We start from the raw sequence: 23,991 nt of genomic DNA on the forward strand, positions 1-23,991 counted from the left end.
ACGGCGAACGCTGTCACGCCTTTTTTTCGCCTTGGACAACGCGCGCCAGGTAGGAGTAATTGGGCCCCCATGGAGACTAAACTACATCTATCGGCGATGCTTGGGCGAGAAGCCTCTGATTATCCGGCTCAATAGCCTTTGAATTGGGCGATCCGCCAACGCAAGGCAAAGCACCGCGCTAGAGATTGCTATTAACTGATCCAGCAAGCCTGCGTCCGGGAAAATCGCTTGACCGGCAGCAGGAGGCGGAATCTCTACTCGCATTAGCACGAAGAGCGCGAGCGCTGCGCCAGCCGCAAGTAGCATGGCCGGTCGACGAAGCCGTAGGCGCGCGAGCTGGCCGATTATTAGCAATAAGACGCCCCACATGAACGGATAGACACCGTTGTCAAACACGATTAAGCGTCCGTCAAAATATTCGCCGGTATACCGATCGAAGTGTGACAGGCCGAAGAGACCAAATGCCACCAATGAGACGGCCAGCGAGAGGAATGCCACGGATATGAGACGGGCGGTCGATGCTATTTTCATGCTCCACCCTTCCCGGTGAGGGCTTCCAGTTCGCGCTCGATCAAAAGCCCGTTCTGGCGAGTTACCTTGACGATTTTTCCGTTGCTGAATACGACGCGCTGACCGTGTCGGTAATCCTGCTCATCATTCTTCTCTCCGCCTCCCTTAATGTTGGGGTTTGCCTTGTCGGCGTGGCCTATGACGATAGATACGGTTTTACCGGCTTCAGAAAGTCGGCTGGAGAAATCCGCTGCGATGTTGTCTGTGTCCGACTCAGCATCGGCCGTCGTGCACCCGTGCAACTCAATCTTCGCGTTCTTTGCGAACTTGCCAAAATTGATCTCATCGATCAGCGCCGAGCCTTCAGTCCAGCCAGCGGCATTCAAGATCATCCGCGTACGGGTGCGATAAAGGCTTGAGTTGTGCAGAACGTAACGAAGCACTTTATCTGTATCCGGACTGGCCGTAGTCAGGTACAACGCCTGAGGGCCTCCATGTGTGAATATGTCTAACGATCTGATGCTGTCATCGTCCTGGTCGTTGATGTAGCTGACGATGTCTTTGGCGACGAGTATGTGATGTTCGTCGATGGTAAAGTTTCCCCGGTCAGACGCCTTGTAGTCTTTAATGACATTGCGTGCGGCCCATTGAAATGCGCCGTTATCGCCCGGCGTGGCTGCTCCCCCCCATAACAACAGACGAACTTTGCGCTTGTGCGGTAAGGGAGCGATGGAGTTTTTTTCGGGATTGGTCTTGGCCTTGCCGCCTCGCCCGCTCGTCTGAATAGTTGCCGGCTTGGTTGCCATTAGGTGTTCTCCATCATTCTCTCGGCATCGTCCCCAAACAACACTGTCAGTTCTTCAGGTTCGCTGGTAGTGACGCGTTCGCATAATCCCTTGGCATCTGTGTTGCCCGTATAAATCGCTCCACTCTGTGTCTTGATGTAATAGGCCAAACCGGGAATGAATGCCCCCGTTTTTGCATCGATAGCTTGTACCTGTTCGTCATAGACTGGTGCAGTTGGCATAGACGGCAAGGGCGTACTTATCGACGCCTTGCGTTGCCTCTGCACGGTGATGGTCTTGAGGAACAAGTCACCCGGGCCGCCCAACGTAAGGCTGCCGTCCTTGATCTGGACGAACGCGCCGCCGCACTCGAGAATGACTTCTTTCGCAGCGGACAAATTGACTTTGCCATTGACGCTGCCAGCGTTCACGTCCTTGTCCGCAGTGAACGACATGGGGCCGCTCTGCGCCTGGAATTCGACTGGCCCTTTGGCCGCGAAAATCTTGATGCCAAATTTCTGCGCAAACAGTGGCAGCTTTTCACCCGCCGTGACCGTGAAACGCTTGAGCACGCTCCAGTCCGCGTTCTTCCCGGCCACCCCCGAGATGTCGCCCTGCGCCGCGAACTGCATACCCTGGCCCGCAACCAGCGCAGCCGAGGCCGGTGTGCTCATCAACAGTCCCGGCTTCTTCAGGCCGTCCAGATCGTCCTTGATCTGCTGCTGCGCGTCGGTGTCGGCAGGTTCGGCCTTTGCGCTGCTGGCGGACGCGGCCAGCGCCTTCGCGGTCGCGAGCGCGCTTTCCAGTTGCGCGATGGTCTCCTGCATGTCCAGTTGCTTGCCGGTCGCGCCAGGACGGTCGTAGGCCGTCAGCATCAGCCCCTTGCCCGCACGATTGACCCCGTACCCCGATGTCCGAAGCTCATAGCCCTCACCCCGGTATTCGAGCTTCTGGTTGACGAGATACCCAAGATTCAGTTGCGACTTGCCTGAGTGCTCCGTGCTGAGCTTGACGCCCTCCTGGCCCGCCCAGTCCTCCATGCGCAGCTTGTTGTTGCTCTGCGTGCGGATCGTGTTACGCGAGAGCCAGCGGCGGTCGCTCGTGATGAGGTCGCGCGACTGCGAATGATGATGAAACGCAATAATTTCCGGTTTATCAGGGTCGCCATCTCGAAAAGAAATCACCGCTTCGTCATTGTCCAACGCAACAAAGTGGAAGCCCGTTTGCAGCTTGCCCGCGAAGGGTTTGGCGAGTCGCAGCGGTATGCTCTCGCCCCCTTTGGGCCATGTTGCGAAGTCCACATCGAAGCGGACAACGTAATAGCCCACGGCATTGAGGTAGGCGTAGGTGTACTTGTCCGGGCTGCAAATCCGGGCGCTCAACGTGCCGCCGATTTTTGCCCAGGCTTCCGGCTTCAGTTCCAGACGGAAACGACGGTCGGCAGGAATGGCCCTGAACGTGTTTGAATACGCCGCGTCACGCGCACCGCTGTGCGTGGCCTCGATGATGACCATGCCTTTGGGCGCGTCGGGCAGCACGATATCCGTTTCGAGCACCGTGGCGCACCGCAAGGCGAACACGTTGCCCGCGCCTTCGTACACAATCTGGCCGGCGATCGCCGCTTCGTGCCTGAGTTGCGCTTCCCACTGCGCCCCGTCCGCGTCGAGGTGGTTCGTGCCGTAGATATACGGCTGGCCGTAGGTGGTCGGGTCCTCCGGCGCGACGGTGGCCGAGGCGCGAAAACGCTCCCACGCGGATTCAGGGTTGTACTCGGCCACCATGAACGACTGCGGCACCGTGACGGTGTGGGTCTTGATCGCCGTGACGGCTTCCACGCCGCCCGCTTCGAGTCCCGCCGCCTCGCGGTACGGCACAATGCGTTGCGGTTCGTCGTAAAGGTAATGGTCGATGTCATCACCGAAAACCACCTGGTCGCCGTACTCCGTCTCCACGATATAGCTGTAGATGCCCGCCTTCTGCATCAGCATCTGGGCGTACGCCATATCCGTCATGTGGTGCTGCATGCGGAACAGGTGTTTGGGGTACTTGCGGCGCAACCGGAAGCGGAACTGATGGTCTCTCAGGCCGTGTCGGCGCAGGATCGCCGCAAGTATGTCCGGCGTGCTCTGGTGCTGGTAGTTGCCGGTGTTCATGACGGCTTCGAGCCGTCCGAAATGCGACTTGAGGACAACCTCGTACCTTGTGAAATCCTTCGTCGTTTGAACTGTTGAGAAGCGCTCGATAAAGCCTGAAAAGCGCCGCATGGTCCCGTCATCGGCCTTGATGCTGAAAACCGCGTCACGGCTCAGGAAGTCGGCGCGCAATAGCTGCTGCGGGTGGGTCAGTTCGATATGGACGATGTTGGGCTCGCCCATTTTTTCGGTGGCCGTGAACGACACGACCGAGAGCGCCGCTGCGGCTTCCGCGCCGAACACGTCGAGATGAAAGGCTTGCCTGCCGCCGATCGCGTTGATCGGATCGAGTTCTGCCATACATGAGTCCCCTGTATTGGGTGGAGTCTCATGCTGGCTGGAGCGATGCGCGCTCAACAATCAGATGTGTCCGAAACGACTGCGGTAGCAGAAGCCTGAATTTGATTTCTTGATCGCCAATCAAGCGTATTCCTGCCACACCGATATCGGGCGGACGTGGAGCAAGAGGCGCTACGGGTCTCAAGCCCGTAGCGCCTTTTTCATTGCGTATCGTCCTCGGCCTCACGCAGATGCGCGTTCTTCAAATCCTCCAGAAACGCGCGCACGATCGGGCTATGCCGGTTGCGCTTTTGCGTGACCACATGAAACGTGACCTCGTAGCAGAGCTGCTTCGGATTGAGCGCGGCGAGCAAGCCGCGACGCACGTGAGGCGCGGCAAACTGCTGGGGCAGATAGCCGAGATGATGGCCGGAAAGAATCAGTAACGAAACGGCCTCCATGTTGTCGGCCTGCGCGGTGACCTTGCTTTGCGTCGTGGAGTGCTGCGCTTCCGGCGTCGGATACGTGCGCCACACCCATTCGTATTCCGCGGCCTCCAGCGGATCGAGTTGCCCCGCTTTCCCGAACAGCGGATGCCCGCGCCCGCAGTACGCGATCTGCCGCTCGATGAAAAGCGGCGTGTATTCGAGCGTCGGCACGCGGTGCCAGAAGTAGCCCACCGCGATCTGGATCTCGCCGTTGAGCAACTGCTCCTCAAGTTCGCCGGGCGACTTCACCGAAAGCGAGAAGCGCACCGCTTCGTCGCGCTGCCGGAACGAAGCGATCGCCTCGCTGATGCGCGCGTTCTGGCTGGTCGGCGTGTGACCGATCAGGCCGATGCTGAGCGTGCCCACCAGCTTCCTGTCCAGATGCCGCGCCTTGAGCGTGAAGTCCTCGGCGGCGGCGAGCAGCGTGGTCGCCAGTTCGTAGAAGCGCTCGCCTTTTTCGGTCAGCTTGAAACCGCTGCGCCCGCGCTCGCACAACCGGTAGCCGAGCCGGGTTTCGAGCGTGGACAGTTGCGCGCTGATGGTGGGCTGGCTCACGTTGAGCGTGGTCTGCGCGATGCTCACGCCGCCGGCGTCGGCCACGGCGACGAACACGCGGATGAGGCGCAGGTCGAGATCGGTCAGGCTGCCGAGCATGGGTTCTCCGGGGACAAACATCGATACATAGATAAAAATCTATGTGAACAACGACCAGATCGTTATTCATCTTTGGCCGATGGGCGCTTACAACTGCGGCTATAGCCGTTTCGAATGATACGGCACGATAAATGAAAGTGGAGCGCCGTAATGTCTGACCAATATTTCCAGCCGCTCGGCGGCAATGTCATGCCGCGCAGCGGCGGTATCGCAACGATGATGCGCCTGCCGCAGGTCGAAAACGCCTCGGGCCTCGATGCCTGCTTCGTGGGCGTGCCGTTCGACCTCGGCACCTCGAACCGCACCGGTGCGCGCTTCGGCCCGCGCCAGGTGCGCTCGGAGTCCGTGCTGCTGCGTCCGTACAACATGGCCACGCGCGCGGCGCCGTTCGATTCGCTGCGCGTGGCCGATATCGGCGACGTCGCGACGAACCCCTACAACCTCGCCGATTCGATCACGCGCATCGAAGCCGCCTACGACGCGATTCTCGAACACGACTGCCGCCCCATCTCGCTTGGCGGCGATCACACGATCACGCTGCCGATCCTGCGCGCGATCCACCGCAAGCATGGCCGCGTCGGCCTGATTCACGTCGATGCGCACGCCGACGTGAACGACACGATGTTCGGCGAAAAGATCGCGCACGGCACGCCGTTTCGCCGCGCCGTGGAGGAAGGCTTGCTCGACTGCGATCGCGTCGTGCAGATCGGCTTGCGCGGCACCGGCTATGAAGCCGAAGACTTCGACTGGTGCCGTCAGCAGGGCTTCAAGGTCGTGCAGGCCGAGGAATGCTGGAACCGGTCGCTCGAGCCGCTGATGGAAGAAGTGCGCGCGCGCGTGCAAGGCGGCCCGGTCTACCTGAGCTTCGATATCGACGGCATCGATCCCGCCTACGCGCCGGGCACCGGCACGCCGGAAATCGCCGGGCTGACCGTACCGCAGGCGCTTGAAATCATCCGTGGCACCTGGGGGCTTGACATCGTCGGCGCGGACCTCGTGGAAGTGGCGCCGCCGTACGATCCGTTCGGCACCACGGCGCTGCTCGGAGCCAATCTCGCGTTCGAAATGCTGTGCGTGCTGCCGGGCGTGAAGCGGCGCGACTGAGCGGTGGCGGGCGCGCATTGGCGCCCGCGCAAACTACGAAAATCAGGAGACTCGTTGCATGAATGCCCATGAAAACGCCGCCCTCGCGGGCGAGGCGGCCGGCCTCGAAATCGAGAGCCACTCGATCGACTACATCCCCGAGCGCGAGCGTCACGCGAAGCTCAGTAGCCAGGGTCCGTTCTGGTTCCTCGGCAACTTCCACTTCTTCACGATCTCGATCGGCTTCGTGGGCCCGAGCATCGGCCTCTCCGCTGGCTGGACCACGCTGGCGGGGGCGCTCGGCATCATGTTCGGCACGATCTTCATGGCGTTCCACGGCTCGCAGGGCCCGGATATGGGCCTGCCGCAGATGATCCAGTCGCGCGCGCAGTTCGGCTATCGCGGCGTCGCGCTCGCGCTGCTCGCCACGCTGTTCGTGTTCGTGGGCTTCAACGTCGTGAACATCTCGCTCATCATGGACGGCCTGAAGAACGTGTTCGGCGTGAATCCCGCAGTGGTGGCGATCGCGGCGTCGATCGTGGGCGGCGCGCTCGCGATCTTCGGGCACGATCTCATGCACAAGGCGTTCAAGTGGGCACTGATCGCGACGCTGCCGCTCTACGCGATCGTGACGGTTGCTCTTGCGTTTGGTGCAGGCAAGGGCGCTGCGTCCATTCCCGCCATTCCCGCCGTGGCGTCGGGCGCGCACCTCGGCTTCAACTGGGTCGCGTTCCTCACGCAATTCGCCATTGGCGCGAGCTACAACATCTCGTACGCGCCCTATGTTTCGGACTACTCGCGCTATTTGCCGAAGCACACCAGCCGCGCGAAGCTGATTTCGGCCATTTTCCTCGGTGCGTCGCTTTCGGGTGCGTGGATGATCGGTCTCGGCGCATGGCTCGCGCAGCAACTGAAGGCCTCCGATGCGCTCGTCGCGCTCAACCAGGTTGGCGCGTCGCTGTTTCCGGGCTGCGGCAGCCTGCTGGTCGTCGTTTCGGTGGTGGGCTTCCTGCCGATCATCGCACTCAATACGTACAGCGCCATGCTCACGCTGCTCACGGGCGTAGACTCGTTTCGCAAGATCAAGCCCACGCGTGGCGCGCGCATTGGCGCGGTCATGGCGATCAGCGCAATCGTGATGGCGTGCACGCTCTCGATCAGAGGCAATGGCGTGGCGTTGCTCAACACCTTCCTCGTGCTGATGCTGTACTTCCTCGTGCCGTGGACCTCCGTGAATCTCGTGGACTACTTTTTCGTGCGCAAGGGCCGTTACGCGATCTCGCACTTCTTCACGCCGCAGGGGATTTACGGCGCGTGGCAGGCGCGCGGGATCGTTGCGTACCTGATCGGTTTTGCCGCGATGATTCCGTTCTTCGCCATCGTCGACAACGAATCGGGCAAGGAGATCTTCGTCGGTTACTTCGCACATCTGATGGATGGCATCGATCTCGCCTGGCTGGTCGGGCTGGTCGTTGCGGGTGCGAGCTATTACGCGTTGAGCCGCTCGCTCGATCTGCGCGCGGAAGAGAAGGTGATTCGCACCATCAAGGAAAGCGATATTGTCGCAATGGCGCGGCAGTCGGCAGGGCATTGACGTACGGGTAACGTCTCGCCTGAAAAGACAAAGGGCGCAACGGCAAAAACCGTTGCGCCCTTTTTGCTGGCTTTCCGCGCGAGGCGGAAAGCGAAGCGAATCAAAGCGTATTAGCTAGCCGCGACCGTCACCGGCTTCTTCGTCTTGGCCGCGCTCTTGATTTCTTCGAGCTTGATCTCGACGTGACGCGAGAACACGTATTCAGCCGGACGCGCGCCTTCGAGCGGGATGTCCTTCGCGAACGCGCCCGTGGTGCGCGCGCCCGTAAGGGCAATGCGCGCGGCCTTGAGCGGGTGCGCGACCGTGTCCATCACGGCCGTCGCTTCGAAGCCGCAGTGGACCATGCAGTCCGCGCACTTCTCATACTTGCCCGTGCCGTACTTGTCCCAGTCCGTCGTTTCCATCAGTTCCTTGAAGGTCTTCACGTAACCTTCGCCGACCAGATAGCACGGCTTTTGCCAGCCGAACACCGTGCGCGCCGGGTTGCCCCAGGGCGTGCACTGGTAGGTCTGGTTGCCCGCGAGGAAGTCGAGGAACAGGCTCGACTGGCTGAACGACCACTTCTTGCCGTTGTTGCCGCGCTTGAAGATCTCGCGGAACAGGTTCTTGGTCTTGTCGCGGTTCAGGAAGTGCTGCTGATCCGGCGCGCGCTCATAGGCATAGCCCGGCGACACCGTGATGCCGTCCACGCCGATCTCGCCGACCGTGTCGAAGAACTTCGCCACGCGCTCGGGCACGGCGTCGTTGAACAGCGTGCAGTTGATGTTCACGCGGAAGCCGCGACGCTTGGCTTCCTTGATGGCCGCGACGGCCTTGTCGTACACGCCGTCCTGCGAGACCGAATGGTCGTGCGCTTCGCGGTCGCCGTCCAGGTGTACCGACCAGACGAAATACGGATTCGGCTGGTAGTCGTCCATCTTCTTTTCCATGAGCAGCGCGTTCGTGCACAGGTACACGAACTTCTTGCGCGCCATGATGCCCTTCACGATCTGCGGCATTTCCTTGTGCAGCAGCGGCTCGCCGCCTGCGATGGAAACGACCGGCGCGCCGCACTCATCGACGGCTTCCAGGCACTCTTGCAGCGACAGGCGCTGGTTCAGGATGGGATCCGGATAGTCGATCTTGCCGCAGCCATTGCAGGCGAGATTGCAGCGGAACAGCGGCTCGAGCATGAGCGCGAGCGGATAGCGTTTGTTGCCGCTGAAATGCTGGCGGAAGATGTACGAGCCAACGCGGACTTTTTGTAGCAGCGGAATAGACAAAGTGTGTCCTCCTTAAACTTCGCGCGCGACGAGCGGTTGCAACAGCTTCGACGGCAGCTTGAATTCGACTTTTTCCTCACGGCCCGCCATCGTCGACACCTCGACAGGCCCTAACGCGCGCAGCGCGTCAATCACGTTCTCAACCATTTCCTCGGGCGCCGATGCGCCGGCCGTGATGCCGACCGTCTGCACATTGGCGAACCACTCCGACTTCACTTCCGAGCCGTCGGCCACGAGATAGCTCGGCACACCCGTTTCGCTGCCGATTTCGCGCAGGCGATTCGAGTTCGAGCTGTTCGTCGCGCCAACGACCAGCAGCACTTCCACCAGATCCGACAGTTCACGCACTGCGGCCTGCCGGTTCTGCGTCGCGTAGCAGATGTCGCGCGTGTCCGGACCGACGATGTCGGAGAACCGTGCGAGCAGCGCGTCGATGATGCCGCGCGTGTCGTCCACCGAAAGCGTGGTTTGCGTCACGTAAGCGAGCGGCGCATCGAGCGGCAGATCGAGCTTCGAAACATCGGCTTCGCTCTGCACGAGCAGCACGGTGCCGGGGATCTGGCCAATCGTGCCTTCCACTTCGGGGTGACCGGCGTGGCCGATCAGGATCAGCGTGCGGCCCGCTGCAACGTACTGGCGGCCCTGCACATGAACCTTCGTGACGAGCGGGCAGGTGGCGTCGAGCACGTCGAGGTCGCGTTCCTCGGCGGCGCGTTCCACGGTCTTCGCTACGCCGTGCGCGCTGAAGATCGCGACGGCGCCTTCGGGCACTTCGTCGAGCTCTTCCACGAAACGCGCGCCCTTGTTGCGCAGGTTTTCGACCACGTGCCGGTTGTGGACGATCTCATGGCGCACGTAGACGGGCGCGCCGTGCTTCTGCAAAGCGCGATCGACAATTTCGATAGCGCGGACAACCCCCGCACAAAAGCCGCGGGGTTGGGCAAGGATCACTCGCATAAGGTGGCGAACTCCGACTGCCGCAGAAGGCGAGCGAGTCGGTAAAAATGACCTGATCGCTGCGGCTGTCTATTTAATATGAATACCAATAATTCCGTCTGAGGGGGGACGGAGTAAAAACCAGACGCGCATTTTAACCCCTTCGCCGCCGGTTTGCTGCGTGGCGCGCGACGAGGTGCGGCGCGCACGCGACGGTCGCACTCGCGCTCGCGCCGGATGCGCCCGAAAAGCCCGCCGCATGGCCCTTGCGCCGTACCGGCAACGTCGCGCCCGCAGCGCCCGCGGCGTGGGGTTCAGCGCGATTTCGAACGCGGTCGGTTCGCCCTTGCGCGGTGCAACATGGCGCGGGAACCCTTAAACTATCGCGTCCTGCGGCCGCCGGGAGGGCGCCCGCAGGATACGACCCCATTCTGGACGCCTTGATGGAACCCGACCACTACGACGATTTTCCGGTAGCGCGCGTGTTGCTGCCGAAGGCGCTGCGCGCGCCTGTCGGCGTGATCTACCACGTCGCGCGCACGCTCGACGACATCGCGGACGAAGGCGACTGGAGCCCCGAGGAGCGTCACACGCGCCTCGCCGATTTTCGCGAAGGGCTGAACGCCGTGGCCGAAGGCCGCCCGGCGACGGTGCACCCCATGCTGTTCGCGAAGCTCGCGAACGTGGTGCGCCAGAACCGGCTGCCGCTCGCGCCTTTCTACGATCTCGTCACGGCGTTCGATCAGGACATCGACACGACGCGCTATGCCGACCGCTTCGAGCTGATGGACTTCTGCCGGCGCTCGGCGAACCCGATCGGCCACTTGATGCTGCATCTGATCCATGAAGCGACGCCCGACAATCTCGCCGATTCCGACGCAATCTGCACCGCGTTGCAGCTCATCACCTTCTTGCAGGACGTGAGCGCCGACTGGGCGCGCGGCCGCATCTACCTGCCGCTGGCCGAGCGCGAGCGCTTTGGCGTGAGCGAAGCGCAGATCGCCGCGGGCCGGGTCGACGACGCCTGGCGCGCGCTGATGGCGCACGAGGTGGCGCGTGCGCGCTCGCTGATGGTGAGCGGCGCGCCGCTCGCGCTGCGCGTGCCGGGGCGCTTCGGCCTCGAACTGTGCAGCGTCGTGCATGGCGGCCTGCGCATGCTCGATTGCATCGAGCGCGCCGGCTACGATGTATTGCGCGCGCGGCCCGTGCTGCGCGCACCCGACTGGACCGTCGTGCTCCTGCGCACGGCGGCTATGTGGCTGTCGCGCCGCGTGGGCGTGCGCGCGCCTTCGATCGAGAGGAACAACGCATGACTACGACCATCCTGTTTGCCGTTTCTTGCCTCTCGCTGGTGATCTGGCTCGTCCTGCTGTTCGGCCGCGGCGGCTTCTGGCGCGCGCGCCCGGCCCAGGCGCTGCCGCTCGTCGAACCCGCGTCAGGCTGGCCCGCCGCCTGCGCCGTGGTGCCCGCGCGCAATGAGGCCGATGCGATCGGCGAGGCCGTGAGCTCGCTGCTCCAGCAGAACTATGGCGGCGAATTCCACGTGATCGTGATCGACGACCACAGCACCGACGGCACGGCCGAAGCGGCCCGCGCCGCCGCGCTCGCGCTGCAATGCCCGGAAAAGCTCAGCGTGATCACCGCGAAGCCGCTGCCCGCGGGCTGGTCGGGCAAGGTGTGGGCGCAGTCGCAAGGCATCGAGGCCGTGCGCACGCTCAAGCTGCCCGCCGACTACCTGCTGCTCACCGACGCCGACATCGGCCACCCGCCCGAGGCGCTCGCGCAACTCGTGGTGCGCGCGCAGGCAGAAGGCCGCGATCTCGTCTCGCTGATGGTGCGTCTGCGCTGCGACTCGTTCTGGGAGAAGGCGCTGATCCCGGCGTTCGTGTTCTTCTTCGCGAAGCTCTACCCGTTCTCGTGGGTGAACAACCCGAAGAACCGCACGGCGGCCGCGGCCGGCGGCTGCATGCTGGTGCGCCGCCAGGCGCTCGAAGAGGCGGGCGGCATCGAGTCGATCCGCGCCGAACTGATCGACGATTGCAGCCTGGCCGCGCGCATCAAGCACCGTGGCGAGGGGCATCACCCGATCCGGCTCGACGTTGCCGCGAAGAGCGTGTCGCTGCGCCCGTACGATTCGTGGAAGGACATCTGGAACATGATCGCGCGCACGGCGTTCACGCAACTGCACTACTCGGCGTGGCAGCTCGCGGGCACGCTCCTCGGCATGACGGTGATCTATCTCGCGCCGCCCGTCGTTGCGCTCGTGCTCGGCCCGAAGGGCTGGCCCGCGTGGCTCGCGTGGGCGCTGATGTGCTGCGCCTACTCGCCGATGCTCGCCTATTACCGTCGCTCGCCTTTGTGGGCGCCGTTCCTGCCGCTCGTCGCGCTGTTCTACGTGGGCGCGACGTTCGCTTCGGCATGGCGCTTCTGGCGCGGCAAGGGCGGACAGTGGAAGGCGCGCGTGCAGGCGCCGGCGCAAGGACGTTGATCGTCTGCGAAATCCGGCAACGGATGAAGTAAAAAAGGGCGCCTCGGCGCCCTTTCTGCTTTTCGATGTCCGCTCGCGCGTTAGCGCTGCGTGAGCATCATATACATCTGCACGACGATATCGGGCGAAAACGTGAACGGCACCCAGCCGTGACCCGTGTGGCGCATCACGAGCAGGCGGTCGCCGTTGGACTGCTTCTGCACGGCCATCACCGGGTTTTTCGTCGAGGCGAAACGCCAGCCGGGCGGAATGCCGGGCGGCGGTTCGGGCTGCATCGAGGCGCGCGCGTTCGCCAGCTCCTCGATCATCTGGCCGATCTGCACCGCGTTGAGCGTGACCGTCTGGCCGCCGATCGTCAGCGTGATCTCGTTTTGCGTCGGGCGCGCCACGAGCAGTTCGGGCGGCGCCCCGGCGGCGGCCGGTTCGGCGGTCTCGACTGCGCTCACGGCTTCGACGGTTTCAGCGGCTTCGACAGGTTCAGCAGGCACGACGGATTCAACGGGCACGACAGGTTCAACGGGTTCAATGGGTTCGACGTGTTCACGTGCTTCGGCAACTGCCACGGCTTCGGTGGAGGCAGCGGCTTCGGCTTCCGGCGTCGCGGCGAGCGACGTCGCCACAGCGTCGGCTGCGCTCACGGCTTCCACTTCGCTGCTTGCAACGGGAGACGTCTGGAGGGGTTCGGCGGCTGCGCGTTCATCGGCGCGCGTGCCCTGTACTGCGGCGGCGGCCTGAATGAGCTGATCGACGCCAGCTGCGAGCACGCCAATCTGTTCTTGAAGATTCATGCGAGGCTTCTCAGGTAAGACCTGCGATTTTACCCATAGCGCGCCTGCATTGCCTTCCGGGAGTTGTACGCATGTCGCAACAAAAGTTGTAACAATTTGCTGGGCTTGCTTGTTATTTGGCGTTCAGATAGCCCGCTTCGCGGAACCACGCAAGCGCATCCTTCAGCCCTTCGCGATACGGCCGCGCGTGATAACCGAGCTCGCGCTCCGCTTTCGCCGAGGTGAAATACATCTTGTTTTTCGACATCTTGAGCGCGTCGACGGTCACGAACGGCTCGCGCTTCGTGAAGCGTGCCACGGCTTCTGCGCCCATCGCGAGCGGGTAGAGCGGCCAGCGCGGCAGCGCGATGGTGGGCGGCTTGCGGCCCACCATGCCGGCGATGTCGGCGAGCATTTGCTGGAGCGGCAGGTTCTCGCCGCCGAGGATATAGCGCTCGCCGATGCGCCCGCGCTCCAGCGCGAGGAAGTGGCCGTTCGCGACGTCGTCGACGTGCACGAGGTTCAGGCCCGTGTCGACGAACGCGGGAATCTTGCCGGTGGCGGCTTCCACGATGATGCGCCCCGTGGGCGTGGGCTTCACGTCGCGCGGGCCGATCGGCGTGGACGGATTGACGATCACGGCGGGCAGGCCGTCGCGCTCGATCATGCGCTCCACGGCGCGCTCCGAGAGCACCTTGCTGCGCTTGTACACGCCGATTGCCTGCTCGGCCGTGAGCGGCGAGGTTTCGTCGGCGGAGTTGCCCGAGCTCGTCACCTTGAGCGTCGCCACGCTGCTCGTGTAGACGATGCGCTCCACACCCGCTTCGAGCGCCGCGCGCATCGTGGCCTCGGCGCCTTCGAGATTGGCGCGCTCGATTTCGTGCGGATCGGGCGCCCACAGGCGATAGTCGGCGGCCACGTGGAAGAGGTAGCGCACGCCGGCAAGCGCCTGGCGCATCGAAGCGGCGTCGCGCATGTCGCCGGTGACGATCTCGGCGTCGAGCGCTTCGAGGTTCTTGCGCGGACTCGTCGCGCGCACCAGCACGCGCACGGCAAAGCCCTTTTCCTGCGCGATGCGGGCGACGGCCGAGCCGACGAAGCCGGACGCTCCGGTGATCAGCACGAGGTCCCGGTTGGCGCGGGACGTAGTGGCGCGGGCGGTGTCGGTCATTGCAGGGTGGCTTCCATGTTCGGGTGACGGCTTCGGGCGACGTCGCGGCGTGCGCGGCGCGACGTGGCACGGATTGTACGCGGCGCGGGCCTGGCTGTGCCTCGGCTCGCGCCCGGCGCGCTCGCGCGATGGCGTCTACAATGCCGACCGTATCGGCAGCGCAAGCATCAAATCATGGAGATTGAACAATGAGCGAACCGGATCTGGATACGCGCCTGGAAACGTACTATGTGCGCGTGCGCGGGACGGTGCAGGGCGTGGGCTTTCGTCACGCGACGGTGCGCCAGGCGCACGCGCTGCGCATTCGCGGCTATGTCGCGAACATGGAGGACGGCTCGGTGGAAGCCGTGATCCAGGGCACGGCCAACCAGGTGGACCGCATGCTGTCGTGGCTGCGCCACGGGCCGCCCGCCGCGCGCGTGAGTTCGGTGGAAAGCGAGGAGCGTACGAACGAAAAACGTTACGAGCGCTTCGAACAGCACTGACATCGCGCGCTAACCCAGCGCAAAAAAAAAGGCGGTGCGCCATGCAAAAGGCGCACCGCTTTTTCGTTGCAGTTCAGATACCCCTCACTTCACCTCGAGCAGGCTCTCCGCGAATCCCCACTCTTTCTCGACCCACTGGCGCGCGCAGCGAAATCCCGCGTCGGCGGCGATCGCCGGAATTTCGTCGGCGTGGTACTTGTGGCTGCTCTCGGTCCAGATCGTTTCACCCGCGCCGATCTCGACGCTCAAGCCCGCCGCGTTCACTTCGGCGCGCACGTCGCGCTTCGCGCGCAGATGCATTTCGATGCTGCGCACGTCGGGGTTGAAGCGCGCGACGTGCTCGAAGTCGTGCAGGTCGAAGTTGGCGTCGAGTTCGCGGTTGATGCGCGCGAGCAGGTTCAGGTTGAACGCGGCCGTGGCGCCGATGGCGTCGTCGTAGGCGGCGATCAGCGTGTCCACGGGCTTCACGAGATCGGTGCCGAGCAGCAGGGTGTCGCCGGGACGCAGCATCGCGCGGATGTCGCGCAAGAAGCGCGTGGCCGCGAGCCGCGCGAAGTTGCCGATCGTGCTGCCGAGAAAGAGCACGAACAGTTGCTCGCCGGGCTTGCGCTGGCGGCTCACTTCCGAAAGACCGGCGAGATAGTCGCGCTCGTAGCCGACGATCGAGATGCGTTCGATGTCGGCCAGCTCGCGCCGGCACAGTTGCAGCGCGCTGCGCGAAATCTCGATCGGACAGTACGAAGTGGGGCGCTTGCGGCACAGCGCTTCGAGAATGCGGCGCGTCTTGCGGCCGCTGCCGCTGCCGAGCTCCGCGACCTTGACGTCGGAGGGCAGCGCCTCGACGATCTCGGCCGCGTAGCGCGTGAGCAGGCGCTCCTCGGAACGCGTGACCCCGTATTCGGGCAGCACGGTGATCACTTCGAAGAGGGCCGAGCCCACTTCGTCATACAGATACTTCGAGGGCAGTTCTTTCTGCGGCGCGCGCGTGAGGCCCGCGCGCACGTCGGCGGCGAATTCGCTGGCGGCGCGAAGGGCCTGTGAGCGGGCGGGATCCGCAACGGCGGGGCGGGGCGCAGGAAGTGTCATGCGGGCTCCAGTGGGCGTTGGACGTTGGTGACGGCGGGCTGGCGCGGCAAGACTTACGTTCTAGTCCATCGTTGCGCAGTCTGCACAGACTTAATTGCGCCGCCGCGGCGAACCGCAATGGCAGCATCGCACATGCCCGCCTTGCGCGGCGCGGGTTTGCGGCGCCTCAGGCCGCCAAAACACGACTAGAATGCGGTCTCGCCGCGGGCTTTGCGAGTTCGCGTCTTATTCAATAGCCAATTCAAATGACAACGTTTTTACCCGCGCGCGCGAAATTTACGCGCCGCGCCGCTCGCCCCCTCTGCGGTTCCGTTTTGCGCCGCCGACCATCCCGATGAACCAGCACGAAACCGGGCGCGGTCTCGCATTTTCCGTGGGCGCTTCGGCGCTGTTCGCGCTGATGTCGGCCTATACGCTGCTGCTTGCGCCGCTGGGCGGCCTCGATATCTTCGCCTGGCGCGTCATCTGGACCGCGCCGGGCGCGCTGGCCTTGCTGCTGCTGCGCAAGCGCGCGCCGCAACTGGGCGCGCTCCTCATGCGCATGGTGCGCGAGCCACGCACCGCGCTGGCACTCGTGGCGAGCGCCGCGCTGCTCGGCTCGCAGCTATGGGTGTTCCTGTGGGCGCCGCTGCACGGGCGCATGCTGGAGGTGTCGCTCGGTTACTTCCTGCTGCCGCTCATCATGGTGCTGGTGGGCCGCTACTACTACCACGAGCGGCTCGAACGGCTGCAATGGCTTGCCGTCGCGTGCGCGGCCGTGGGCGTGGCGCACGAGTTGTGGGCCACGCACGCGTTCTCGTGGCCCACGTTGCTCGTGGCGCTCGGCTATCCGCCGTATTTCGTGTTGCGCCGCAAGATTCACGCGGACTCGCTCGTCACCTTCGCCGTGGAGATGCTGCTGCTCGTGCCGATAGCCGTGATCGAAGTGCGCGCGGGCGGCTCGCTCGCGCTCCTCGACGCGCACAAGTTCCTCGCTTTCGTGCTGTTGCCGGGCCTCGGCGTGCTCAGCACGGTGGCGCTCGCGTCGTACCTGAAGGCGAGCCGCATGCTGCCGATGGCCCTTTTCGGCATCCTCGGCTATGTGGAGCCGGTGCTGCTCGTGATCGTTTCGGTGACGCTGCTCGGCGAACATCTGGGCATGCGCCAGCTCGCGACTTACGTGCCGATCTGGGTGGCCGTCGCGCTCACGGCGCTGCACGCGGCGCGGCTCGTGCGGTTCGAACGCTGACGGCCCACACGCCGTTCAAGGCCGCGCTTGCTGCCCGCGCGGCGCATTGATGCGCGTGGGGCCGACCTTGGCCTCGATCGCCGCGCGCAACGCGGGGCGCCAGCCGATGCTGAACAGCGCCTCGGCGAGCACGAACAGCGGCCCGATCATGAGGCCGATGAGATCGTCGACGAACGCCGGCTTGCGATGCTCCCACGCAATATGCCCGACGAACTGAAAGATCCAGCCGATCACGAAGAGCGCCACGCCGCCGCCCAGCCACGCGGCGGTGCCTTGCTGCGCGAGCCACGCGCCGAACGCCACGCACGCCACGGAGACGACCGCCATCATCAGCCCGAGCGGCACGTCCAGCACGAGGTAATAGATCGTGGCGGCGCCGAACAGGAGCCATGCGGGCGACACCGCAACGGGCACAAAGGACACAAAGGGCAGCCCCGGCGCGATGGCCGGACGCGAAAGCAGCACGGCAAGCGCGAGCACGATGAGCGGAATGCCGATGAAATGGGTGCCGATGTTGCGCGCGTCGCGATGATAGGCGGCGTACTGGGTGAGCTGCTCGGTCAGGTTTCTCATGGGTGCCCCTTTGTCTCCAAAATCATTATGATCGTCGGGCTCACGCGCGCAAACCTTCGGCTAGCCGACAATTGCGCCGCCCAATGCCAACGCGCACCCCGTCGATGACTTCACGCGCCGCCTCGTCGTCCGCCCCCCGATCCGTGCCGACTGCCGCCGCGCTCGAACGCAGCGCATGGTTTCGCGCCGCGCCCGAACCGCTGCGCGAGGCCCTGCGCGCAGCGGGGCGCGTGCGCACGCTCGCGGCGGGCGAGCGCCTCTTCATGCGCGGCGACACCGACGACGGCCTCTATTGCGTACTGGAAGGCGCGGTGCGCGTGGGGGCGGCGAGCATGGCCGGGCGCGAGGCGCTGCTGGCCGTGGTCGGGCCCGCGCGCTGGTTCGGCGAGATCGCGCTGTTCGACGGCGGCGCGCGCACGCACGACGCCTACGCCGAGCGCGACTCCACACTCTTTCACGTGCCGCGCGCCGCGCTCGTGGCGCTGCTCGACGCCACGCCTGCATACTGGCGCGTGTTCGGCCTGCTGCTCGCGCAAAAGCTGCGCCTCGCGTTCGACGCCATCGAGGAAACCGCGCTCCTGCCCGCCCCCGCACGCGTGGCGCGCCGCCTGCTGCTGCTTGCGCACGACTATGGCGAGGCCGCCGTCACGCCCACGCCTGTCCCCGCCGCGTTGCGCGCGCGATGCGTGATTCCCGTGCCGCAGGAGGATCTCGCGCTCATGCTGGCGCTGTCGCGGCAAACCGTGAACCAGATCCTGCGCCAGCTGGAGCGCGACGGTGTGCTCGCGCTGCGCTACGGTGAGATCGAGATCGTCGACGCCGCACGCCTGGCGGCGCAGGCGCAGTGAGCGCGCGCATTGATCCGCACGGCGTATCCGTATCGATTCACATCGACCGATGGCATCAATGTCGGACCGCGCGTTGCCGCCGCTTCGGGTTTGCGCCGACAATGACGCCGGCCACGCCGCCTTCTTCCTTCACGCTTGCCCATTTTGCCCAATACGCTCTACATGAACGACCGCGTCATCGCCGCATTCGACTTTGATGGCACCATCACCACGTCCGACAGCTTTCGCGCTTTCATGCTCGACGCCGCCGGCCCCGCCCGTTTCGTCACCGCCGCGCTGCGCTGCCTGCCCTGGCTGATTGGCATCGCGCCCGGCTGGTCGCAGCGCGGGCCGACCAAGGCGCGCTTTCTCTACGCCGCGCTGGGACCGGTGCGGCGCGAGGCGCTCGAAGCCGCCGCGCAGCGTTTCGTCGAGCGCCGTTTGCCCGCGTTGTTGCGCCCCGAGATGCTCGCGCGCGTGGCCGAGCACCAGGCGCTTGGCCACGACGTGGTGCTGGTGAGCGCCTCGCCGTCGATCTATCTGCGCAAGTGGGCGCAGACGGTCGGCATCGGCACCGTGCTCGCGAGCGAACTCGAATGGCGCGACGGGGCGTACACGGGCCGCCTCGCGGGCAAGAACTGCTGGGGGCCGGAGAAGGTCGCGCGGCTGCGCGCATGGTGGGGCGAGCACGCGCCCGCCACGCTCTACGCCTATGGCGACAGCCGCGGCGACCGCGAAATGGCCGAGCTTGCGCAGCACGCGTGGATACGCGGCGAGTCGGCGCTGCCGCCGCTCGCGCCGGCGGGCGGTTTCGGCGCGGCGTGACTCGCTGCATCGGCGCGGGATCGACGCTAACCTACGGCAACCCACGACTACACGGAGACACCTCGATGAACGGACAATGGACCCAGATCACGTCGCGAGACGGCGGCGCATTCCGCGCCTACACGGCGCTGCCGCCCGAGGGCAGCGGCCCCGGTCTCGTGCTGCTCCAGGAGATCTTCGGCGTGAACGGCTATATGCGCGCGCTTGCCGACCGCTACGCCGAGGAAGGCTACGTCGTGATGGTGCCGGACCTGTTCTGGCGTCTGGAGCCGAACGTCGATCTCGGCTACGACGGCGCCGACGCGCAAAAGGCGTTCTCGCTCTATGAGCGCTTCGACGTCGATCTCGCGATGGAAGACGTGGCGCAAACGCTCGCCGCGCTGCGCGCCCATCCGCAGCATCGCGGCAAGGCGGGCGTGGTGGGCTTCTGCCTGGGCGGCAAGCTCGCGTACCTGAGCGCGACGCGCACCGATGTAGATTGCGCGATCGGCTATTACGCCGTGGGCCTCGAAAACAATCTGGACGAAGCCGCGCGCATTCACTGCCCGCTGATGCTGCACTTCGGCGCCGACGACGCCCACTGCGACGCCGCCACGCGCGAGCGCATCGCGCAAGCGCTGGCGGACAAACCGGGCGTCGAGCTGTACACCTACCCCGGCTGCGACCACGCGTTCGCGTCGTCCTCGCGCCCGCAGTACGACAAGCCCGCCACGATGATGGCGTACTCGCGCACGCTCGCCATGCTGCGCCGCGTGCTCGGCCCGATCTACGACTTCAACGCGTTGTGGGAAGAACACTGCTACCACGAGTTCGTCGCGCGCAACCCGAGCGACGTGATGCCGACCATGGTCGCGCAGCCCTACGTCAACCACATTCCGACGATGACGGGCGGCGTGGGCCACGACGAGCTCAAGCGCTTCTACACGCACCACTTCGTGCATTCGAACCCCGAGGACACGCGCCTGATCCCGATCTCGCGCACCATCGGCTCGGACCGCGTGGTGGACGAGTTCATCTTCTGCTGCACGCACGACCGCGAGATCGACTGGCTGCTGCCGGGCCTCGCGCCCACGGGCAAATACTTCGAAGTGCCGATGCTCGCCGTGATCTGCTTTCGCGGCAACAAGCTCTATAACGAGCACATCTACTGGGATCAGGCCTCGGTGCTCGCGCAGATCGGCGCGATCGACCCCACCGGCCTGCCGATCGCGGGCGCGCAGAGCGCGAAGAAGCTGCTCGACGAAACGCTGCCTTCGAACACGCTCATGGCGCGCGCCTGGCGCGAGAGCGAAGGCAAGCCGTTCTGAATCTCGCGCCGCCGCCCGCGTTGGCGTTCAGTTGAACGGGTTGTTGACGACGCCGGGCTTCTGGTCCGGCTCGTCGGCGACCTTGGCGGGCAGGTGCGGGTCGGCCTGAAGTTTTGCCACGACGTCGTCGAGCGCCGCCTTGAGCGCCAGCGCGGCGGCGAGCCCGCGCTTGTCGCGCGTGATTTCGAGCGTGCCCGCGAGCGTCACGCGCGTCGAACCGTTCGTGAGCGTGAGCGCGTCGCCTTGTACGTTCAGGACATCGTCGTCGTTTGCGTATGCGTCGAACATCTTGTGATCCTCTCCTTGTATCAGCGGGGCCGCGCGGCGCCAGCGTCGCGCGGCTTGGGGTGCGGCCCGCATTATAGAAAGCCGCGCGGGAAATTCAGCACTTCGTGAACAATACGTGAGCCATTCGCGGCTCATTCTCCTCGCGGATCTCTGCCGCATCGTGCGGCAGTTCTGTCATGCCACTGTCAGAGGCGCGCGCCGGCTTCGTGCGCGCGCTGATACAGGTCAACCCGCTCGCGCTAAACCGCGGCGTCCGCAGGCAAACCAACGATGATGACGCACCTGCGCCCTCCGGCGCAGACGGTATTTCAGAGTGTGGGCAAGGAGTCATCGATGGGAATTCTGGATAAGGTAGCCGAAATCGCCGGCGCGGTCGCGGCGGTGGAAGCCGAGAAAAAAATGCACCCCGAGGCGTCGCTGCTGGCCGAGAGCGTGGCTGCCGTGGTGGGGTACAAGGGCGGCGGCGCGCTCGCGGAACTGGCCGAGGAAAAGCTCGGCGGGACGCCGGCGGCGGACAACGCCGATCCGCAGGCTTGACCATGCGCGGCCTGCATCAGGAGGCCGCGCGCCTCGCGCGCGGCGCGGCGCTCGCGCTTGCGTTTGCCGTGGCATTGAGCGCCTGCACGATCACGCCGTGGCGCAGCGCGGAAACCGGCGAGACGGACCAGGCGGAAGACGGCGCCGTGACGGCCAGGGCGGTGCAGCCGCCCGCGGTCGCCGCTGCGGCGCTGCCCGCGTCCGGGAGCGCGGCCGAAGCCGCGCCGGGCTTCTATCGCGTGAAGCCCGGCGACACGCTCACGCGCATTGCGAAAGCCAACGGCCAGAAGCCCGCCACCCTCATCAACTGGAACAAGCTGCCCGCCGACGGGAAGATCCAGATCGGCCAGCTATTGCGCGTCGCGCCGTCCGCAGCGGCGGCGGCCGCGAGTTCGCCGGGCGCGCCTCTGCCGCCCATCCTGCCCCTTTCGTCCGGGTCGTCCGGTTCATCCGTACCGCCCGTGGCACGCGCAGCCACCGCTCCTGCCGCCGCCCCTGCAACTGCCACAAGCCCAGGCGCTCCGAAGGCGGTTGCGGCAAAACCGGCCGCCAAGCCCGCCGCCGCCGAGCGTCCCAGCGCCCGCTTCATCTGGCCGATCGAAGGCAGCGTGGCGCAACCCTTCAAGGGCAAGTCCAAGGGCGTGGTGATCGCGGGCCCGGCGGGGCAGCAGGTGAAAGCGGCGGCGGCCGGCCGCGTGGTCTACGCGGGAAGCGGCATGAAGGCATACGGGAAGCTGGTCATCGTGCGGCACGACGCGCATCTGCTCACCGCCTACGGCCGCAACGGCAAGCTGCTCGTGAAGGAAGGCGAGACGGTGAAGCAGGGCCAGGCAATCGCCACGAGCGGCACGGACGGCGCGGGCATCTCCACGCTGATGTTCGAGGTGCGCGAGAACGGCAAGCCGGTCGACCCGCTGGCGTCGTTGCCGAAAGCGCAGCAGTAATCAATACGGATCACGAATCGAAATGAAGAGACGGGAATTCCTCGCGGGCGGCTCGGTCGCCGCGGCGACATGGCTGGCCGCAATGGCGGGCTGCACGACCACCGGTCCCGCCGCCGCCGACCCAGCGGCCGCGAACGCGGTGGCGCGCCGCGAGATCGACGAGGACGTGGACGAGGTGCTCGCGCGCCTCTATCGCTCCGTCAAGGGCTCGCGCGAACTGCTTGCCAAGGCGCGCGGCGTGCTCGTGTTTCCGGACGTGAAGGGCGCGGGCTTCGTGATCGGCGCCGAGTACGGGCGCGGCGCGCTGCGCGTGGAGGGCCGCACGCTCGGCTACTTCTCGACGATGGGCGGCTCGTTCGGCGCCCAGGTCGGCGCGCAGTCGCGCGCCATCGTCTACGCATTCATGACGCGCTCGTCGCTCGATCGCTTCAAGCGCAGCAGCGGCTGGAGCGTGGGCGCGGACGCCACCGTCGCGCTCGTGAAGATGGGCGCCAACGGCAAGATCGACAGCGCCACGGCGGTCAACCCCATCGAAGCCTTCGTGCTGACGAACGCCGGCCTCATGGCCGGCGTTTCGCTGGAGGGCTCGAAGGTCTCCCGGCTCGACATCTAGCGAGCGGGACGCGCGTCAGGCATGAGTCGCGCATAAGTCACGCATAAGTCACGCATGAATCGCGCGCTCACCAGCCCCATTGGCTCACGGCAAAGTTGCGGCCGTTGAACGATACCTTTTCCTTCGCCGCCACGTTAGCCGGAATGCCAGGGAACGCAATGCCGCTCTGCGCTTCGAGATCGCGCACCGAGCGTATGTCGTAGCGGTCGGCCGACGCGTTGTCGGCGACGATGGCGAACGCGAGCTGCTGCGAAGGCACGTACACGACCTTGAAGATCTGCGTGGGCACGAGCACGCGCGTGGCGCCGATCGTCTGCAACTGCGCGCCCGTGAAGAGCGGCCCGGTCACGACATAGGCTTCGCCGTATTTCGTCGCGAGCTTGCGCACGGCCGTTTCGATATGCGCCCACAGGCGCTGGTTGTTGTCCCGGTTTTGCGGAACGATATTGGCCAGCGAAAACGATTCGGCCATGGCCTGCGCGTTCCAGCGGTTGCCCGCCGGGCTCATGTGGCCGCGATCGAAACCGCTGCGCTTGTAGTCGGCGAGCGTCGCGCCTTCGCCCGCGGGCAAACGGTCGTCCTCGAAAAAGCGGTTCGTGCGCGTCATGTCCTTCGCGGCTTCCAGGTGATCGCGCGTGAGATGCTCGGCGGACCACAGCGGCCCGTGCGTGACGCCCGAGTGCAGGACGACGAAGTCCGAGTAGCAGAGCATGCGCGTCTTCGGCGCCATGCGTGCGTTCGTGAGCGTGGGGAACTGGCCGCCGGGGACGAACTGCGAACAGGCCGGCGCGGCTTGGGCATGGCTCGCGGCGGCGAGCAGCAGGGAGGAAATCAGCGAGGCAAACAGCTTCTTCATCGAGAGGACTGACTGGACTGGGGTGGGATCAAGCGGGCTGAAAGTATAGCGGGCGCGCCGCGCAAGGAGAAAAGCGCGGGCAAAAAAACGCGCGCCCGCTCAGTGAGCGGGCGCAGGCGCGATGTGATGCTGAACAGATGAGCGCGGCAGCGTTGCGTTGCGGCGCGAGAGGCGAGGCGGCAAACGGGCCGCCTTCAGGCAAACGGGAAAATC

24 protein-coding genes are annotated in these 23,991 nt (G+C 65.1%); 12 read left to right on the forward strand and 12 right to left on the reverse strand.

Annotated elements, in window-relative coordinates:
* Positions 1-87 precede the first annotated feature (87 nt).
* From C7401_RS07775 to C7401_RS07790, 4 genes are all read right to left on the reverse strand, one after another.
* Positions 88-531: a hypothetical protein gene (locus C7401_RS07775; RefSeq protein WP_112170795.1), complete on the reverse strand. Its 444-nt coding sequence runs from the start codon at positions 529-531 to the stop codon at positions 88-90.
* Entirely contained in the window at positions 528-1,316 is a 789-nt protein-coding gene (locus C7401_RS07780; protein WP_112170796.1) for a hypothetical protein, read from the reverse strand. The genes C7401_RS07775 and C7401_RS07780 overlap by 4 nt, the downstream gene beginning before the upstream one ends.
* The gene (locus tag C7401_RS07785; protein ID WP_112170797.1) at positions 1,316-3,787 is read right to left on the reverse strand and encodes a type VI secretion system Vgr family protein; all 2,472 of its coding nucleotides are present in this window, start codon (positions 3,785-3,787) and stop codon (positions 1,316-1,318) included. Before C7401_RS07785 ends, C7401_RS07780 begins: the two co-directional genes overlap by 1 nt.
* Positions 3,788-3,987: 200 nt before the next feature.
* Positions 3,988-4,908, reverse strand: a complete 921-nt coding sequence (locus C7401_RS07790) for a LysR family transcriptional regulator (RefSeq protein WP_112170798.1) — start codon at positions 4,906-4,908, stop codon at positions 3,988-3,990.
* Between the two features lie 150 nt (positions 4,909-5,058).
* Between C7401_RS07790 and speB the strand changes: the two genes are divergently transcribed.
* Together speB and C7401_RS07800 are read left to right on the forward strand one after the other, a co-directional pair.
* On the forward strand, positions 5,059-6,012 hold the full coding sequence (gene speB, locus C7401_RS07795; RefSeq protein ID WP_112170799.1) for an agmatinase: 954 nt from the start codon (positions 5,059-5,061) through the stop codon (positions 6,010-6,012).
* Between the two features lie 58 nt (positions 6,013-6,070).
* The gene (locus tag C7401_RS07800; protein ID WP_112170800.1) at positions 6,071-7,585 is read left to right on the forward strand and encodes a purine-cytosine permease family protein; all 1,515 of its coding nucleotides are present in this window, start codon (positions 6,071-6,073) and stop codon (positions 7,583-7,585) included.
* A 110-nt stretch (positions 7,586-7,695) separates the two neighbouring features.
* Here the strand turns inward: C7401_RS07800 and hpnH are convergent, their stop codons facing one another.
* Both hpnH and ispH read right to left on the reverse strand, forming a co-directional pair.
* Positions 7,696-8,847 carry an adenosyl-hopene transferase HpnH gene (gene hpnH, locus C7401_RS07805; protein WP_112170801.1) on the reverse strand — a complete coding sequence of 384 codons (1,152 nt, stop codon included), beginning with the start codon at positions 8,845-8,847 and terminating at the stop codon, positions 7,696-7,698.
* 12 nt (positions 8,848-8,859) lie between these two features.
* Positions 8,860-9,804 carry a 4-hydroxy-3-methylbut-2-enyl diphosphate reductase gene (gene ispH / locus C7401_RS07810; protein ID WP_112170802.1) on the reverse strand — a complete coding sequence of 315 codons (945 nt, stop codon included), beginning with the start codon at positions 9,802-9,804 and terminating at the stop codon, positions 8,860-8,862.
* A gap of 422 nt (positions 9,805-10,226) precedes the next feature.
* On the opposite strand from ispH, the gene hpnC reads away from it, so the two are divergent.
* Together hpnC and C7401_RS07820 are read left to right on the forward strand one after the other, a co-directional pair.
* A complete protein-coding gene (hpnC, locus tag C7401_RS07815; RefSeq protein WP_112170803.1) occupies positions 10,227-11,096 on the forward strand; it encodes a squalene synthase HpnC in 870 nt (289 codons plus the stop codon).
* Complete coding sequence (locus C7401_RS07820) at positions 11,093-12,271, forward strand: glycosyltransferase (RefSeq protein ID WP_112170804.1); 1,179 nt, start codon at positions 11,093-11,095, stop codon at positions 12,269-12,271. The genes hpnC and C7401_RS07820 overlap by 4 nt, the downstream gene beginning before the upstream one ends.
* An 80-nt stretch (positions 12,272-12,351) precedes the next feature.
* Here the strand turns inward: C7401_RS07820 and C7401_RS07825 are convergent, their stop codons facing one another.
* The gene (locus C7401_RS07825; RefSeq protein WP_112170805.1) at positions 12,352-13,059 is read right to left on the reverse strand and encodes a hypothetical protein; all 708 of its coding nucleotides are present in this window, start codon (positions 13,057-13,059) and stop codon (positions 12,352-12,354) included.
* Between the two features lie 112 nt (positions 13,060-13,171).
* Positions 13,172-14,209 (reverse strand): hopanoid-associated sugar epimerase, encoded by a 1,038-nt coding sequence (gene hpnA, locus C7401_RS07830; protein WP_112170806.1) that lies wholly within the window; start codon positions 14,207-14,209, stop codon positions 13,172-13,174.
* Between the two features lie 188 nt (positions 14,210-14,397).
* Here hpnA and C7401_RS07835 point away from each other — a divergent pair, with 188 nt between their 5' ends.
* The gene (locus C7401_RS07835) at positions 14,398-14,694 is read left to right on the forward strand and encodes an acylphosphatase (protein ID WP_112170807.1); all 297 of its coding nucleotides are present in this window, start codon (positions 14,398-14,400) and stop codon (positions 14,692-14,694) included.
* 84 nt (positions 14,695-14,778) lie between these two features.
* Here the strand turns inward: C7401_RS07835 and egtD are convergent, their stop codons facing one another.
* The gene (gene egtD, locus C7401_RS07840) at positions 14,779-15,780 is read right to left on the reverse strand and encodes an L-histidine N(alpha)-methyltransferase (RefSeq protein WP_112170808.1); all 1,002 of its coding nucleotides are present in this window, start codon (positions 15,778-15,780) and stop codon (positions 14,779-14,781) included.
* Positions 15,781-16,114: 334 nt separating this feature from the next.
* Here egtD and rarD point away from each other — a divergent pair, with 334 nt between their 5' ends.
* Positions 16,115-17,008 (forward strand): EamA family transporter RarD, encoded by an 894-nt coding sequence (gene rarD / locus C7401_RS07845; protein WP_112170809.1) that lies wholly within the window; start codon positions 16,115-16,117, stop codon positions 17,006-17,008.
* A 15-nt stretch (positions 17,009-17,023) separates the two neighbouring features.
* On the opposite strand, the gene C7401_RS07850 is transcribed toward rarD, so the two are convergent.
* Positions 17,024-17,581, reverse strand: coding sequence for an Mpo1 family 2-hydroxy fatty acid dioxygenase (locus C7401_RS07850; protein WP_112170810.1), 558 nt, complete (start codon positions 17,579-17,581; stop codon positions 17,024-17,026).
* A 104-nt stretch (positions 17,582-17,685) separates the two neighbouring features.
* On the opposite strand from C7401_RS07850, the gene C7401_RS07855 reads away from it, so the two are divergent.
* The 3 genes from C7401_RS07855 to C7401_RS07865 all read left to right on the forward strand — a co-directional run bounded on the left by C7401_RS07855 (position 17,686) and on the right by C7401_RS07865 (position 20,540).
* Positions 17,686-18,429 (forward strand): Crp/Fnr family transcriptional regulator, encoded by a 744-nt coding sequence (locus C7401_RS07855; protein ID WP_112170811.1) that lies wholly within the window; start codon positions 17,686-17,688, stop codon positions 18,427-18,429.
* 162 nt (positions 18,430-18,591) lie between these two features.
* The gene (locus C7401_RS07860; protein WP_112171110.1) at positions 18,592-19,233 is read left to right on the forward strand and encodes an HAD family hydrolase; all 642 of its coding nucleotides are present in this window, start codon (positions 18,592-18,594) and stop codon (positions 19,231-19,233) included.
* 65 nt (positions 19,234-19,298) lie between these two features.
* Positions 19,299-20,540, forward strand: a complete 1,242-nt coding sequence (locus C7401_RS07865) for a dienelactone hydrolase family protein (RefSeq protein WP_112170812.1) — start codon at positions 19,299-19,301, stop codon at positions 20,538-20,540.
* Positions 20,541-20,567: 27 nt separating this feature from the next.
* Here C7401_RS07865 and C7401_RS07870 read toward each other — a convergent pair whose 3' ends face one another.
* Positions 20,568-20,828, reverse strand: a complete 261-nt coding sequence (locus C7401_RS07870; protein ID WP_112170813.1) for a hypothetical protein — start codon at positions 20,826-20,828, stop codon at positions 20,568-20,570.
* 270 nt (positions 20,829-21,098) lie between these two features.
* On the opposite strand from C7401_RS07870, the gene C7401_RS07875 reads away from it, so the two are divergent.
* Genes C7401_RS07875 through C7401_RS07885 form a run of 3 tightly spaced genes read left to right on the forward strand, consistent with a single transcriptional unit; the run spans position 21,099 to position 22,922 of the window.
* Positions 21,099-21,365 (forward strand): hypothetical protein, encoded by a 267-nt coding sequence (locus C7401_RS07875; protein WP_258396930.1) that lies wholly within the window; start codon positions 21,099-21,101, stop codon positions 21,363-21,365.
* A gap of 2 nt (positions 21,366-21,367) precedes the next feature.
* Positions 21,368-22,309 carry a M23 family metallopeptidase gene (locus C7401_RS07880; RefSeq protein WP_112170815.1) on the forward strand — a complete coding sequence of 314 codons (942 nt, stop codon included), beginning with the start codon at positions 21,368-21,370 and terminating at the stop codon, positions 22,307-22,309.
* Positions 22,310-22,331: 22 nt separating this feature from the next.
* Positions 22,332-22,922 (forward strand): BPSL1445 family SYLF domain-containing lipoprotein, encoded by a 591-nt coding sequence (locus tag C7401_RS07885; RefSeq protein ID WP_112170816.1) that lies wholly within the window; start codon positions 22,332-22,334, stop codon positions 22,920-22,922.
* A gap of 67 nt (positions 22,923-22,989) precedes the next feature.
* Here the strand turns inward: C7401_RS07885 and C7401_RS07890 are convergent, their stop codons facing one another.
* Positions 22,990-23,778, reverse strand: coding sequence for a DNA/RNA non-specific endonuclease (locus C7401_RS07890; protein ID WP_112170817.1), 789 nt, complete (start codon positions 23,776-23,778; stop codon positions 22,990-22,992).
* Positions 23,779-23,991: the final 213 nt, after the last annotated feature.

Origin of the sequence: Paraburkholderia unamae, assembly GCF_003268775.1 — a bacterium.
Classification (GTDB): Bacteria; Pseudomonadota; Gammaproteobacteria; order Burkholderiales; family Burkholderiaceae; genus Paraburkholderia; species Paraburkholderia unamae.

Coding starts and splice junctions, on each gene's coding strand:
- C7401_RS07775 (WP_112170795.1), bottom strand. CDS start 531: ATGAAAATAGCATCGACCGCCCGTCTCATATCCGTGGCATTCCTCTCG.
- C7401_RS07780 (WP_112170796.1), bottom strand. CDS start 1,316: ATGGCAACCAAGCCGGCAACTATTCAGACGAGCGGGCGAGGCGGCAAG.
- C7401_RS07785 (WP_112170797.1), bottom strand. CDS start 3,787: ATGGCAGAACTCGATCCGATCAACGCGATCGGCGGCAGGCAAGCCTTT.
- C7401_RS07790 (WP_112170798.1), bottom strand. CDS start 4,908: ATGCTCGGCAGCCTGACCGATCTCGACCTGCGCCTCATCCGCGTGTTC.
- speB (WP_112170799.1), top strand. CDS start 5,059: ATGTCTGACCAATATTTCCAGCCGCTCGGCGGCAATGTCATGCCGCGC.
- C7401_RS07800 (WP_112170800.1), top strand. CDS start 6,071: ATGAATGCCCATGAAAACGCCGCCCTCGCGGGCGAGGCGGCCGGCCTC.
- ispH (WP_112170802.1), bottom strand. CDS start 9,804: ATGCGAGTGATCCTTGCCCAACCCCGCGGCTTTTGTGCGGGGGTTGTC.
- hpnC (WP_112170803.1), top strand. CDS start 10,227: ATGGAACCCGACCACTACGACGATTTTCCGGTAGCGCGCGTGTTGCTG.
- C7401_RS07820 (WP_112170804.1), top strand. CDS start 11,093: ATGACTACGACCATCCTGTTTGCCGTTTCTTGCCTCTCGCTGGTGATC.
- C7401_RS07825 (WP_112170805.1), bottom strand. CDS start 13,059: ATGAATCTTCAAGAACAGATTGGCGTGCTCGCAGCTGGCGTCGATCAG.
- hpnA (WP_112170806.1), bottom strand. CDS start 14,209: ATGACCGACACCGCCCGCGCCACTACGTCCCGCGCCAACCGGGACCTC.
- C7401_RS07835 (WP_112170807.1), top strand. CDS start 14,398: ATGAGCGAACCGGATCTGGATACGCGCCTGGAAACGTACTATGTGCGC.
- egtD (WP_112170808.1), bottom strand. CDS start 15,780: ATGACACTTCCTGCGCCCCGCCCCGCCGTTGCGGATCCCGCCCGCTCA.
- rarD (WP_112170809.1), top strand. CDS start 16,115: ATGAACCAGCACGAAACCGGGCGCGGTCTCGCATTTTCCGTGGGCGCT.
- C7401_RS07850 (WP_112170810.1), bottom strand. CDS start 17,581: ATGAGAAACCTGACCGAGCAGCTCACCCAGTACGCCGCCTATCATCGC.
- C7401_RS07855 (WP_112170811.1), top strand. CDS start 17,686: ATGACTTCACGCGCCGCCTCGTCGTCCGCCCCCCGATCCGTGCCGACT.
- C7401_RS07860 (WP_112171110.1), top strand. CDS start 18,592: ATGAACGACCGCGTCATCGCCGCATTCGACTTTGATGGCACCATCACC.
- C7401_RS07865 (WP_112170812.1), top strand. CDS start 19,299: ATGAACGGACAATGGACCCAGATCACGTCGCGAGACGGCGGCGCATTC.
- C7401_RS07870 (WP_112170813.1), bottom strand. CDS start 20,828: ATGTTCGACGCATACGCAAACGACGACGATGTCCTGAACGTACAAGGC.
- C7401_RS07875 (WP_258396930.1), top strand. CDS start 21,099: ATGATGACGCACCTGCGCCCTCCGGCGCAGACGGTATTTCAGAGTGTG.
- C7401_RS07880 (WP_112170815.1), top strand. CDS start 21,368: ATGCGCGGCCTGCATCAGGAGGCCGCGCGCCTCGCGCGCGGCGCGGCG.
- C7401_RS07885 (WP_112170816.1), top strand. CDS start 22,332: ATGAAGAGACGGGAATTCCTCGCGGGCGGCTCGGTCGCCGCGGCGACA.
- C7401_RS07890 (WP_112170817.1), bottom strand. CDS start 23,778: ATGAAGAAGCTGTTTGCCTCGCTGATTTCCTCCCTGCTGCTCGCCGCC.